At 68.5% G+C, this 12,401-nt stretch carries 12 protein-coding genes; 10 read left to right on the plus strand and 2 right to left on the minus strand.

Going from position 1 to position 12,401, the window contains the following annotated elements; genetic code table 11:
- Positions 1-25 precede the first annotated feature (25 nt).
- Positions 26-1,123 (plus strand): DUF2600 family protein, encoded by a 1,098-nt coding sequence (locus Q7L73_RS10300; RefSeq protein ID WP_304690266.1) that lies wholly within the window; start codon positions 26-28, stop codon positions 1,121-1,123.
- A 551-nt stretch (positions 1,124-1,674) separates the two neighbouring features.
- On the opposite strand, the gene Q7L73_RS10305 is transcribed toward Q7L73_RS10300, so the two are convergent.
- The gene (locus Q7L73_RS10305; RefSeq protein WP_304690268.1) at positions 1,675-1,995 is read right to left on the minus strand and encodes a hypothetical protein; all 321 of its coding nucleotides are present in this window, start codon (positions 1,993-1,995) and stop codon (positions 1,675-1,677) included.
- Positions 1,996-2,945: 950 nt separating this feature from the next.
- Between Q7L73_RS10305 and Q7L73_RS10310 the strand changes: the two genes are divergently transcribed.
- The 9 genes from Q7L73_RS10310 to Q7L73_RS10350 all read left to right on the plus strand — a co-directional run bounded on the left by Q7L73_RS10310 (position 2,946) and on the right by Q7L73_RS10350 (position 11,881).
- Positions 2,946-3,581, plus strand: a complete 636-nt coding sequence (locus Q7L73_RS10310; RefSeq protein ID WP_304690273.1) for a hypothetical protein — start codon at positions 2,946-2,948, stop codon at positions 3,579-3,581.
- On the plus strand, positions 3,568-3,840 hold the full coding sequence (locus Q7L73_RS10315) for a hypothetical protein (protein ID WP_304690276.1): 273 nt from the start codon (positions 3,568-3,570) through the stop codon (positions 3,838-3,840). Before Q7L73_RS10310 ends, Q7L73_RS10315 begins: the two co-directional genes overlap by 14 nt.
- Before the next feature lie 75 nt (positions 3,841-3,915).
- A complete protein-coding gene (locus Q7L73_RS10320; protein ID WP_304690363.1) occupies positions 3,916-4,467 on the plus strand; it encodes a PadR family transcriptional regulator in 552 nt (183 codons plus the stop codon).
- Positions 4,464-5,204: an ATP-binding cassette domain-containing protein gene (locus tag Q7L73_RS10325; RefSeq protein ID WP_304690364.1), complete on the plus strand. Its 741-nt coding sequence runs from the start codon at positions 4,464-4,466 to the stop codon at positions 5,202-5,204. Before Q7L73_RS10320 ends, Q7L73_RS10325 begins: the two co-directional genes overlap by 4 nt.
- Positions 5,204-5,923, plus strand: a complete 720-nt coding sequence (locus tag Q7L73_RS10330; protein WP_304690365.1) for an ABC transporter ATP-binding protein — start codon at positions 5,204-5,206, stop codon at positions 5,921-5,923. Before Q7L73_RS10325 ends, Q7L73_RS10330 begins: the two co-directional genes overlap by 1 nt.
- Positions 5,920-8,457, plus strand: coding sequence for an FtsX-like permease family protein (locus Q7L73_RS10335; RefSeq protein ID WP_304690366.1), 2,538 nt, complete (start codon positions 5,920-5,922; stop codon positions 8,455-8,457). The genes Q7L73_RS10330 and Q7L73_RS10335 overlap by 4 nt, the downstream gene beginning before the upstream one ends.
- A gap of 40 nt (positions 8,458-8,497) precedes the next feature.
- Complete coding sequence (locus Q7L73_RS10340) at positions 8,498-9,586, plus strand: DUF2600 family protein (RefSeq protein ID WP_304690367.1); 1,089 nt, start codon at positions 8,498-8,500, stop codon at positions 9,584-9,586.
- Positions 9,587-10,124: 538 nt separating this feature from the next.
- Positions 10,125-11,360: a S1 family peptidase gene (locus Q7L73_RS10345; RefSeq protein ID WP_304690368.1), complete on the plus strand. Its 1,236-nt coding sequence runs from the start codon at positions 10,125-10,127 to the stop codon at positions 11,358-11,360.
- On the plus strand, positions 11,357-11,881 hold the full coding sequence (locus tag Q7L73_RS10350; RefSeq protein WP_304690369.1) for a hypothetical protein: 525 nt from the start codon (positions 11,357-11,359) through the stop codon (positions 11,879-11,881). The genes Q7L73_RS10345 and Q7L73_RS10350 overlap by 4 nt, the downstream gene beginning before the upstream one ends.
- 169 nt (positions 11,882-12,050) lie before the next feature.
- Here the strand turns inward: Q7L73_RS10350 and Q7L73_RS10355 are convergent, their stop codons facing one another.
- Complete coding sequence (locus tag Q7L73_RS10355) at positions 12,051-12,203, minus strand: hypothetical protein (protein WP_304690370.1); 153 nt, start codon at positions 12,201-12,203, stop codon at positions 12,051-12,053.
- Between the last annotated feature and the right edge of the window lie 198 nt (positions 12,204-12,401).

Below are 12,401 nucleotides of genomic sequence, written 5' to 3' on the forward strand. Positions count from 1 at the left end.
GGCAAGGCCGGGGGGATCCTTGCCCATGACCCAGCACCACCGCCGAGCCATCACCGCAACCGCGGCGATGCTCACCGCGCTCGCCCGCTACCAGCTCGCGATCGTCCCGGTCGCCGACGCCGAGATAGCCCGCTGGCGCAACCGCGCCCGCGCCATCCCCGACCCGCACCTGCGGCGCCTCACGCTCGCGACCCTCACCGAGGAGGACAGCAACGCCTCGGCCGCCGCTGTCTTCGCGCTCCTGGCGCCCCGCAGCGCTCGCCGCGAGGCTGTCGAGCTGCTGACGGCCTGGCAGCTCATGTACGACCTGCTGGACACCCTCACCGAGCAACCCTCGCCTGACCCGCTCGCCGCCGGCCTGCGCGCCCACCGCGCCCTGGTCGCCTCGATCGACCCCGCGATGCCGCTGGACGAGATCCCCGCCGAAGACGGCGGCTACCTGCGCGAGCTGGCCGCGACCTGCAGGCGGCGGCTCTGGCGCCTGCCCGCAGCGCCCGCGATCGCGTCCGCCGCCGCCGCCGAAGCCGACCGCTGCGCGCATGCGCAGAGCCACACGCACGCAGCCGTGCTCCACGGCGACCAGACCGCGCTGCGCGCCTGGGCCGAGCGCGACACCCGCTGGCACAGCAGCGCGTGGTGGGAGACAGCAGCCGCAGGGATCTCCAGCCTCGCCGTCCTCGCGCTGCTCGCGCTCGCCGCGAGCCCGAGGACGACCCCGACCGAGGCGGCCACGGTCGCCAACGTCTACGGCGCCGTCTGCGCGCTCAGCACGCTGCTCGACAGCCTCGTCGACGTCACCGAGGACGAGACCTCCGGCAACACCTCCTACTTCGCCCACTACCCGACCGCATCCGACGCAGCCGCCGGCATGGGCCAGATGGCCCGCGCGAGCATGGCAGCCGCCGACCTCCTCCCCGCCGCAGCGGTGCACAGGACGATCGTCAGCGGCCTCGTCGCCTTCTACCTCGCCAAGCTCCCACGGTCCCCGCGGGCCGACCAAGCGCAGGCCGCTGACAGCGTCCGCGCGCAACTCGGCCCGAGCGTCGATCCGGCGCTCGTTCTGCTTTCGCTGAGACGTCACGGCCCGCGGCCGCTGTCGCAGCGGCGTGCTCGATTGCTCTGATCGCTCGCTTTTGGATCGGGTCGCTTGGGCACAGACGTATCGAGCCGACTATCCGATAGGCCGGGCGTCCCGCCCGACCTGATCGCTGGGCTTGTGACCAGGTCGCCGGGTGACGCGCGGGCCGACGGGGCGCAGACGCGCGCATCTCACGTGAGCCGAGGCTGCTCGCGCCAGGTCGCGCACTACCACCGCCCGCGTCGGGGTCTGTCCCGCGACTTGAATAGATGCGCGTGAGGGGTTCGTCCCCAGCCGCGGAGGACGTGGCTGCGTTCAGGGCTCCCAGCTTCCCAGTTCGCCGGGTCTGTCAGGTCAGAGCGGCGGCAAGCAGGTGCCCAAACCCGGACGCTGTCCGGGCTCGAACGAGCGGACGGTGACGCGGTCACCCCAGCTCGGTTGGTTGGAGGCGAGGTAGTCGGTGACCCACTTTGCCGCGGCGGTGCTCACGTAGAGCGCGACGTCGAGGCAGCGTCTTGCTGAGGCGACGCGCAGTGGAGCGGTGTCGGTGTATATGTCCGGGTTGTAGAGCCCGAGCGACTGGATGATCGTCGTGTTCAGGCGAGCGAGCGCGTTGTTGGTGTAGGCGGGGTTGACGAGCCGAACTTGGACATAGCGCTGGTAGCGCTGGCTGCGGACGATCTCGTCGCTTTGCGGAGGCTTGCTCTGGTCGTCACGAGCACCTGCGTGCGACCATCCGTCGTTTGGACAAAGCAGCCGAAACGCACTCCGAGGGTCGTCTCAAACGCAGGCTGGAGCGAGTCGACAATGTCGTCGCTGATGTTGTCTCTCGTGGCCGCCAGTGTCGCACTGCTGCCGACACCGAGCGTGACCGTGATCAGCGCTGTCGCGATCCCCAATTTCGTGTTCATGGACATGCCCCTGCGAACTGGATGGTGAATGTTTTGTGAACGAGATGAGCGGACGTCGCCGTTGGCTCTCGGCGACGTCCCGGTCGGTCCGCTCCAGCAGCGCGGCCCGACCGTGTGTACGGCGTGGGCCGGAGACTAGTACGTCACGACCTGGAAGGCGGTCCGTGCGTCATCGACCTGGCCGTAGGCCGAGTCGCAGCCTGAGCCGGAGCTGAGTATTCCCTGCGGCTGGTGCCGACGATGAACGGTCCTCCGCTGTCGCCGTCTACGGAGCAGGTCCCCGGAACGTTGAAGAGGTTCCGAACGGAGCTCGTCGAGGTGTTGAGGGCCGTGCGATCGACCAGAATCTGTCTGCTGTCGAGGCCGACGTATTGGACGGTCCCGCAGGCGTAGTTGCTGCTGCGCCCGCTGCGGCACCCGAATCTTCCCGGCAATGCGAGGTCGGTTGCGGTCGCGATGTCCATCGTGACGAGGCCGATGTCGTGCTGGGTGCCCGGCTGACCAGCGCCGTCACGCTCAGCACCAACGCGGTTCAGACCCCAATGGGAACAGACAGACAGCCCACATGGACGGAGTGCCATGGACGCCACGCCTCCGGCAGCGGCAAACGACGCACGGCGCGTCGAGAGCAACGACCTCAAAATTCAGCACTAAAAAATAGGCTGGTGGTCGGGGGGAGGGCGCCGTACGGTGCCTCTTGTCGATGACCGCAGAGACGTTCCTCACCACCAACCGCCGTGACGTTCCTCCCCCTCCAGGCCACGGCAACGGGAGCAGAGACAGGCTCCGCGTGTCGCAGGCGCAGGCTTCCCCCTTGAGCCAGCGCCTGCCGCGACACGACGAGCCGCGCCACAGCCGCGACCTGGGACACGAGTGGTCCCGGCGCCGTCGCGTTCCCCTTGACGCGGCGGTCGCCGGGGCCGCTCAACTCTTGCCAGCAGCGACCCGAAGTCCGCATGGCGCTGGTCTCTGAGCAGCTCCCGGGCAGCGACCAACTGCGATGGGTCGAGACAGCCGAGTTGCTTCGCACAGGCGAGGCGCTCCTGCTTCACATGCTCAGCCTGCTACGCGGCGTCGATCCTGAGATCCCGGCGACCACGTCGTTCACGCTCTCGCTGCTGGACGCGACCGACGCGCTCACTCTGCGCGACGAGTTCTTGGACATCGCCGACCAGCTTCGGCTGACGGCGGAGCGACTTCCTGCCGACGAGGTCCAGTTCCGCTGGCGCGACCTCCAGCGGCAAGCTGCGCGGGCGCTCGCCGCCGGCACGGTCGACGCCCGTCGAGCGCTGGTGCTGGCGCGGTGCATGGCGGTCCCGACGGGCTTTGCAGCACTCGCCGAGATGCTGCGCTGCACTGACGCGCACGAGTCGTGGGACCGCATGGATGTCGGGCAACTGCTCGCGTCGTTTCGCGACGTTGACGGCCCACTTGCCGCGTCGCTGACAGCGATGGCGCGGCTCTCGCCCGAGGCGCCGATCGCGACCCTGTCGCGCCCGCAGATCGTGAGACTCGCAGCCGTGCTCGAAACGTACGCCGCGAAGGCGCCACGGCATCCGCACGACCGAGGTTCAGACGATGGCGAGCGGTGATCTTCAGACGGTCGACCGCGAGGAGCTGCGGGTCCAGAGCGACCTGCTCGTGTTCCTGCTGCTGCGCGGCCGTACCGGACCCACGTCGTTCCAGGAGGTCGAGCGCGAGATGGCGCACGAGTTCCACGGCCCGTACGAGGTCGACGACGTTCGCCGGGCGCTCCGCGATCTCACGCACGCCGGCCTGCTGCATCATCTGCCGGGCAACTTCGTCGTGCCTACCGTCGCCGCCTTCCACATGTCGATGCTGTCTGTCTGACGCCTGGCTAACAGGCGCGTTGCGCTGTCTGCTGGTGTAGCGTTGGCTCGACGGCGATCGGGGAGCGGTTAGGGGATGTCGGTCAGGCAGGCGGTGCTGGGGCTGGTGATCGAGCGGCCGGGCTACGGCTACGAGCTGGACGCGCGCCTCACCGAGCGGATAGGGAGTTGGCGCCACTCCGAGACGGCGGTCTACCCAGCGCTGCTGAAGCTGGCGAGAGACGGGATGGTGCGCGAGACGCTACGGCGTCCGGCCCACGACAGAGTTGTCTGGTACGAAGCCACCGACGCGGGGCGCGACGACTTCAAGAGATGGTTGAGGAAGCCGCCGTCGCTGCTGCCGCTGCGCGATGACCTCCATCTCAAGATCTCGCTTGCAGATGAAGAGGATCTCGCGTTCTTGATCGAGCAGACGCGAGCACAGGAGCAGCTCTGCCTCGACCGGCTCGACAGACTCAGCGACGCTGGCGCCGAGCCGGAGCGGTTGATGGATCCCAACGTCGAGTGGCGCGCGATCGGCCATCTGTGGATGCGACGGACCGAGGTCGCGCACGTGACAGCCGCGATCGAGTCGTTGCAGGAGGCGCGTTCGCTGATGAGAGCCCACCTGCGCCGGAGAGCGCGTTGACGAAGCCGCCGCTCCTGTCGGTCGAAAGCGTCGGGCGCACCTTCTGGCGCGGGATCGTGGAGGTGCCGGTCCTCGACGGTGTCAGCTTCGAGGTCAACGAGGGCGAGTTTGCCGCCGTCGCCGGCCGGCAGGCGTCGGGCAAGACGACGCTCGTCCGCATCGCCGCCGGCCTTGACGCTCCCGACACCGGAGTTGTCCGCTTCCAAGGTCGCGATCTCCACGCGGAGATGCGCAAGTCCCGGTTTCGTGGGCTGCCGCCGTCGATCGGCTGGATGTCGCGGTCTGGGCCGCAGATACCGTCGCAGCGCATGCGCGAGTACGTCGCTGTGCCGGTTCTCGAGGACGTGTCGCACCGCGCCGCGAGCCAGCGCGCGATGCGGGCGCTTGACAGCTTCGGCGCGACCCAACTCGCAGACGCCGTGTGGAGCGAGATGTCCGACGCGCAGCGCACGCAAGCCGCGTTGGCGCGCGCGATCGTCCGCGAGCCCGCGCTGCTCGTGGCTGACGATCCGACGGCCGGCCTCGACGTGCACGATCGAGAGATCCTGCTCGGCCTGTTGCGCCGGGTGGCCGAGACGACCGGCATGGCGACGTTGATCGCCGTGCCCGAGATCGCCGACATGCTGCGCTCGCACAAGGTGATGACGCTCAGCGACGGAGAGCTGATGCAAGCGAGCCGGCACAAGCCGGGCCAGGTCGTGGAGTTCCCGCCGAGACGCCGTCCGGGGTCGGCCTGATGCTCGAAGTCCGCGACCTCGTCAAGCACTACCCGACGCCGGGCGGCGAGACGGTCCGCGCGCTCGATGGCGTCTCGCTGAACGTCGCCGCTGGCGAGTTCGTCGCGCTGTACGGCCCCAGCGGCTCAGGCAAGACGACGCTGTTGACGATCGTCGCCGCCGCGCTGGTGCCAGACGCGGGCGACGTGCGCGTAGACAGCCGCTCGGTGATCGGGCTGCCCGAGCGAGAGGTGTCCCTGTATCGGCAGCGCGAGCTGGGCCTGATGCTGCCGACCCACAACGTTATCGCGGGCCTGACGGCGATCGACAACGCGTCGCTCAAGCTGCTGGCCGGCAGCGTCAGCAAACGCGCCGAAGCCCGCAGACGCGTGGAACCGCTGTTGAGACGGTTGGGTCTCGCGGCGCGTGCACAGCACCGCGCGACAGACCTCTCCCTCGGCGAGCGTCAGCGGCTGATGCTCGCAGCGGCGCTGTCGACCGATCCGCCGCTGCTCGTCGCCGACGAGCCGACCGGCAGCCTCGACACAGCCCGCAGCCGCGACGTGCTCGCGTTCCTGCGTGAGCGCAGCCACGAGCGCGGGACGGCCGTCCTCGTTGCCACCCACGATCCGCAGGCGACGGCGTTCGCCGACACCGTCTACACGCTCCGCGACGGCCTGGTCGGGGCGTTCGACCGCGAGCGCGACGCCGATCTCACCACCACGCTGCACCGCTCGTGAGCCTGCGCAACCTGTGGTGGTTCTATCGCGAGCGGCTCCGCGCACGCCGCGTGCAGGAGCTGTTCGCGCTCGTCGGCATCGCGGTCGGGGTTGCGCTGCTGTTCGCAGTCCAGACCGCCAACCAGAGTCTCAGCGCGTCCGCCTCGCAGTTGACCGAGGGGCTGACCGGCAGCGCCCAGCTCCAGCTCAAGGCACGCGACCCGCGCGGCTTTCCCGGGACGCTGCTGAGAGAGGTCGAGGCGATCGACGGCGTCGACGCCGCCGCTCCGGTCCTTGAGTTCCCCGCCAACGCGGTCAACGGCCAGCGGGAGCAGTCGGTGACGGTGCTGGCTGCCGACCCGCGCCTGGCCCGGATGGGCGGGCGGCTCGTGCGCGACTACACCGACGACCGCTTCTCGGATCTCGAAGCCGTGGTGCTCCCATCCGGCGTCGCGCAGTCGCTCGACGTCGGCTTCGGCGGCTGGGTCACGCTCCAAGCAGCCGGCCGCGCCGAACGCGTGCCCGTCGCGACGGTCGCCGGTCAGGAGCTTCTCGGCGCCGTCGCCGAGAGCCCGCTGCTGATCACGTCGCTGCCGTACGCGCAGAAGATCACCGGCCTGAGAGGGCGTGTCACCCGCATCTACGTCACCGCGGATCCGTCCCGCATCAGTGAGGTCACGGGAGCGCTTGAGAAGATCGCGGGCGATCAGATCGATGTGCGCGGCGCCGACTTCGACGCGGCCGTCTTCGCCAATCTGGCGATGCCCAACGATAACTCGACCTCGCTGTTCGCCGGGATCAGCGCCCTCGTCGGCTTCCTCTTCGCCTTCAACGCCATGCTCGTCATGGCGCGCGAGCGACGCAGAACAATCGCCGAGATGCGCCTCGCCGGCTATCGCTCGCGCACGGTCGTGCAGGTGATGCTGTTCGACGCCGTGGTCCTTGGGACCGCTGCCTCCGTGCTCGGCGTCGTGCTCGGCGCCGCGCTCTCTCGCTTCGCCTTCCAGCCCGACCCCGGATACCTCGCCATCGCATTCCCCGTCGGCGCCGGCCGCGTGATCGAGCCGCTGACCGTCGCACTCGCCTTCGGCTGCGGCCTCCTCGCCGCCGTCGCCGCCGCGATGGTGCCGTTGATCGGCGCCTATCGCTCCGTCGGCCCGATGGACGCGATCCGCGACGACGCACTCGATCGCGGCGGTAGAAACGCTCAGCGGTCTTTCTGGGCGCCTGCCGCCGGCGCCGCTGTCTGTCTCGCTGCGACGACGGCGGTCCTCGTACTGGCGCCGGAGGCCGCGCTGGCAGGCATGGCGACGTTGATCGCAGCAATGCTCCTGATCCTCCGGCCGGCGCTCGGCATCGTCGTCGCGAGCCTGAATCAGATACGCAGCCGTGTGCGCAGCGTCGTGCCGACGATCGCGGTCGGCGAGCTGATGTCCGCCAGCACCCGCTCGCTCGCGATCGTCGCCATCGCCGCCATCGCCGTCTTCGGCACGACCGCGATCGAGGGCGCCCGAGGCGACCTGCAACGCGGCCTCGATCCCAACGCGCGCGAACTGGCCGACACCACCGACCTGTGGGTCAGCGCGCGAGGTGCCTCAAACCTGCTGGCCACGACGCCGTTCGACGCCGAAGGCGTCGCCCGTCGCGTCGAGTCGGCGCCTGGCGTCAGCTCGGTGTCGCTCTATCGCGGGTCGTTCCTCGACACAGGCGATCGGCGCATGCTGGTGATCGCGCCGCCGCGAGACAGCAGAACGCCGATCCCGCCGACGCAGCTCCTCCACGGCGACCTCGCACAAGCGACGGCGCGCGTGCGCGCCGGAGGATGGGCGGTCGCGTCGGAGGCGATCGTCAGAGAACAGGGCTGGAAGCTCGGCGAGCCGTTCCGACTCGAATCACCGCACCCGTTGACGCTCCGGCTCGCCGGCATCTCGACCAACTTCGGGTGGTCGCCGGGCGCGCTCGTCATCAACGCCGACGACTACCGCGCCGGCTGGGGTAGCGACGCCGTCAGCGCCGTGCAGGTCGCGCTCGCGCCGAGCGCTGCTGCTGCGGTCGCTCAACGAGCGGTCGTGATGGCGCTCGGCGACAGCGCGCCGTTCCAAGTCCAGACCGCCGCCCAGCGCGAGCAATCATTCCGCACCACGACACGCGCCGGCCTGGCGCGGCTCCAGCAGATCGCCGCGCTGTTGATCGGCGCCGCCGCGCTCGCCGTCGCGGCAGCGACCGCCGCGATGATCTGGCAGCGACGACGGCAGCTCGCCGACCACAAGCTCAGCAACGGCATCAGCGCCAAGAGCCTGTGGAAGGCACTGCTGCTGGAGTGCACCGTCCTGCTCGGCGTCGGCGCCACCGTCGGCGCCGCCTTCGGCCTCTACGGACAACAGCTCCTCGACCGCGCGCTCGGCACGGTCACCGGCTTCCCAGTCGAGCACACGATCGGCATCCCCGCCGCGCTGGCGAGCCTCGTTCTCGTGACCGTCATCACCCTGCTCATCGCCGCCGTGCCCGGCTGGCTCGCCGCGCGCGTGCCGGCAGCCGCAGCATTCGACCAATGAGCTGAGAAGCGCGCCCAATTCGGCGGGTCATGCTTGCCGGATGAGCCCAACGACACTGACGCCCGCCCAGCTCGGCGCGTTCTGCGCCGTCGCCTGGCGGGAGCTGACATGGACGCTGCCGCGCGTGCGCAGAGAGGTCGCCCGCTGGCGCACCCGTGCGCTCGCGATCCCCGATCCGTCACTGCGCTTCGACGCAGTGGAGAGCCTGCGCAGCGAGCGACTCAATCTCGAAGGCGCCGCGCTGTTCACCTGTCTGCCGCGCTGGCGCGACCTCCGGCTCCTGCGCCTGACCGTCGCCTACCAAGTCGCGCTCGACTACCTCGACCGCATCAGCGAACGCCACACGCCGGACCCGATCGCCAACGGCCGGCAGCTCAACCGGGCGCTCCTGCACGCGCTCGATCCCGATGCCGCGCTGACGGACTACTACCGCCACCATCCATGGCACGACGACGGCGGCTACCTCGCCGCGATCGTCGCGTACTGCCAACACGAATGTCAGCGATTGCCGACCTACCCGAGGATCAAACCGCACATCCTCGCCGCCGCGCGCCGCATAGACGTACAGATCTTCAACCACGACCCGAACCCGGCCCGCCGAGACGCGGCGCTCGCCGCCTTTGCCGCGCAGACCTACCCCGATCTCCACGAGCCGGCTTGGTTCGAGCTGACCGCCGCCGCCAGCTCGACCGTCGGCGTGCACGCCCTGCTCGCGCTCGCCGCTGATCCCGAGACGACCGAAGCGGACGTGATTGCGACCGACCGCGCCTACGCCTTTTCCATCTGCGCGGCCAGCACGCTCCTCGACAGCCTGGTCGATGAGCGCGAAGACGCTACAACCGGCGACCACAGCTACATCGGCCACTACCCGAGCGCCGCGGAGGCGATCGATCGGATCTGCGCGATCGTCACGCAGTCTCGCGACGAAGCGGCAGCGCTCAGACAGGGCCGCCGCCACGCCTTGATCGCAGGCGGCATCGTCGCGATGTACCTCTCCAAGGACGACGCCTATCGACCCGATATACGGGATCGCGTTGGGCGCATTCTACGAGCGGCTGGACCGCTCCCAACGCTTCAGCGACCGATCATGCGAACGCTGCGTTTAGCGCGGGGGCTGAGCAACGCGTAATGAAAGGTCCAACGTTTACACACAAAGCCGAAGATTGCCTAACAAGTTAGTAGTTTCCGACTCAGGCCCTGACGTATAGTCCCCAACGGCCGCCACGGGCTCGGCGGTCCAGCTCGGCAACGTCACCGGCACTTCGAGCCGCGGGCGCTCCCAAGCTGGAATAAAAGCGTAACCATCGGCTTCCAAGGAGGCCTGCGCCAATTCAGGGGGCATCGATGATCGATGATTGTCGCTGCACGCGTCAGCTCATCCTCACGAGCAGCGTTGTGCTTGTCGTCTCAGGAGCCGTTCTGCTCGTCTGTCGCTGGCGCGGGCTGGCGCCAACGTCAGGAGCGGTGGGGACCGTCCTCGACCGGATCGCAGCAGAGCACGTCGCCAAGGTGATGAGACGGATCGACCCGATGCCGGGTCGCAGATACCCGTAGGCACGCACGCGCTCGATGCCGAGCGGCCTACACCAGTCGCCAACCCGGAACACGCTGGTTCCTGGGACTGGACAATTCGAATGGGAGTGTGAGTTGTGATTGGATGTTCACAGTTGCGAGGCGGCCTTCTGGCTGCCCTCGTCGCGTGCCTGATGTTCTGCGCCTCGGGCGCATCGGCAGCCACCGTCGCACCCTCGTTCCAGGCCCCGCTGCCCGGGGTTATGCCGACGGAGCCTGACGCGGCGACCGTCAAGCAGCTCGCCGAGCACGATCGCGTTTCGGTCGCGCATGCCGAGCAGGTCCTCAAGGTCCAAGCGAAGGGCGGAAATCTCGGAACCGACGTGAAAGAGCGACTCGGCAGCGAGTTCGCGGGCGTCTGGCTCGACCGCAAGGAAGGGCGCTGGAAAGTCGGTGTCATCAGTGACGATGCCGGATCCAAGATCCAAGATCTTCTGTCACAGCGCGGCATTGCCGAGGAGACCAGCCTGGTCAGGGTCGACCGAACTGACGATCAGCTTCGGGAACTGGCAGCGAAGTGGGAAGCGACCCACCCCGTCAAGAGCAACGATCAGCAATGGGTTCTCATCGACCACGAGAACAACGCCGTGCGGGTGAAGGTGCCAAACGACCTCGATCCCAAAGCGCTCGCCGCGCTTCGCTCTGACGCGGGTCCCGGGGTGGAGATCGAGAGCGTCCCGCCAGTGCAGCTGATGACCGAGGACGACGCCTGCAACATCGCCGTGAAGGGCTGCGACGCCCCCGCCCGTGGCGGCGTGAAGTTCGGAACCAACAGCGTCACGTGCACCGCCGGCTTCATGACCATCGGCACGGGCGGCAGAAACTACTTCATGCTCACGGCCGGCCACTGCCTTGAAAACGACCCCATCGGCGCCCAAGTCGACTTGGTCAGCATCGGCAACGTGTGGCGCTACTTCGGCGTGACCCACAACTTCCTGCACATCCCTGGCGGCGTCGACACTGGCATCGTCCGCTACGCGGGGGCGAACTCGTGGTGGTCCTCGGTGGCAGACGCGGTCGTCGCTTGGACGGTCGACGAATATCGGCTCATCTGGGGCTGGTACGCCGTTTCTCAGGGCGAATGGGTCTGCCACTCGGGCATCACCAGCGGCATCCAATGCGGGAACGTCGTCGCGCCGGTCGACGCGACCGGTCGCGTGGCTGTCGCGGCATGCTCAAAGGGCGGCGACAGCGGCGGTCCGTGGATAGTCGGCTACGGCGCCGCGGGAATTCACAGCAGCTCCACCCCCGGCGACTGCGTCGTTCCGGAAACATCGTGGTATACACAGATTGACTTCGCGTCCAATCCCATGCACGTGGTGCCATTTTGAGATCAACCAAGATCAAGAGCAGCAGGACTCAGATCGCCTCCGCGCTCGGCGTGGCGTGCCTCGCCAGCGGCGGCCTCAGCGCACAGCTTGCGCAGGCAGCCCCTGGCGCCGCCGCAGCACTTGAGCGGCAGGCAGCGAAGGCGCTCGGTACGGACGGCCTCGCTTGTGTCGTCCCGGGCAGACCGATCCGTCTCAACGTGACGACCAAAGCCGCAGTCAGAAAGGCCGACAAGCTGGCGGCGGCGAGCCCTCAACCGGTCGTGGTCCGCGTCGTCGGAAAGCGCTTCAGCGCCGCCGCGATGTCGGACATCGCCAGACGAATTCGACAACCGGCCGGGCGGTCAATCCAACAGGTGTCGCGCTCCTACGCCAACGGATCCTGCGGCCCGTTCAACATCCACGTGTCCGACGGCATCACGTCGCCGCAAGACATCGCCTGGGCGCACGCACAAGAACGCCGATACGGCAGCGACCGCGTGCGCGTCAGACGCGTTCCACGCGACGGGACCGCGCCGGACTAGCTAGCTCTGACCAGCTAGGACAATTGCGTCGCCGCTAGGCGACGAGTTCGAAGAAGACCCAGAGCGGCCCCGCTACCAAGAGCGGGGCCGCTCTCGGTTCGGCCCGACAATCATCGACCCAACTCCCACAGGAGGACGACTCGGCGACGCAGCCATTCCGGCCGTGGGGTCATCGCGCGCCGATCAAGCCCCGCCCGTGAAGACTGATGAGGATCGCTTCGATCGATCCCACGCTCAGTTCGAGCGAACCGCCGAAGCGCTCGTCAAGAAGCGGTTTGAGCTGAGCAGCGGACAGCCCTTGGTGCGCGATCAACAAGCTCATCACCGCGCCTTCCGCACTCGTCAACCCAGTTGGGCCCTGCTCGTCAGCCGGCATTCTCACTCCCGTATCTCTCCCCATCGGGGGCCAACGGTACGGATTCGAGGGCGCCGTCGCCACCCGTGCAATACGTGCCCCTCCAGGCCGACGACCGGGCACCGTACCTCCAATCCTCAGCGCCTGACAGCCGCGCCGCTTCCA

The organism is Conexibacter sp. CPCC 205762 (assembly GCF_030646155.1).
Taxonomy (GTDB): Bacteria; Actinomycetota; Thermoleophilia; order Solirubrobacterales; family Solirubrobacteraceae; genus Conexibacter.

Coding starts and splice junctions, on each gene's coding strand:
- Q7L73_RS10300 (WP_304690266.1), top strand. CDS start 26: ATGACCCAGCACCACCGCCGAGCCATCACCGCAACCGCGGCGATGCTC.
- Q7L73_RS10330 (WP_304690365.1), top strand. CDS start 5,204: ATGCTCGAAGTCCGCGACCTCGTCAAGCACTACCCGACGCCGGGCGGC.
- Q7L73_RS10320 (WP_304690363.1), top strand. CDS start 3,916: ATGTCGGTCAGGCAGGCGGTGCTGGGGCTGGTGATCGAGCGGCCGGGC.
- Q7L73_RS10340 (WP_304690367.1), top strand. CDS start 8,498: ATGAGCCCAACGACACTGACGCCCGCCCAGCTCGGCGCGTTCTGCGCC.
- Q7L73_RS10315 (WP_304690276.1), top strand. CDS start 3,568: ATGGCGAGCGGTGATCTTCAGACGGTCGACCGCGAGGAGCTGCGGGTC.
- Q7L73_RS10355 (WP_304690370.1), bottom strand. CDS start 12,203: ATGAGCTTGTTGATCGCGCACCAAGGGCTGTCCGCTGCTCAGCTCAAA.
- Q7L73_RS10310 (WP_304690273.1), top strand. CDS start 2,946: ATGGCGCTGGTCTCTGAGCAGCTCCCGGGCAGCGACCAACTGCGATGG.
- Q7L73_RS10305 (WP_304690268.1), bottom strand. CDS start 1,995: ATGTCCATGAACACGAAATTGGGGATCGCGACAGCGCTGATCACGGTC.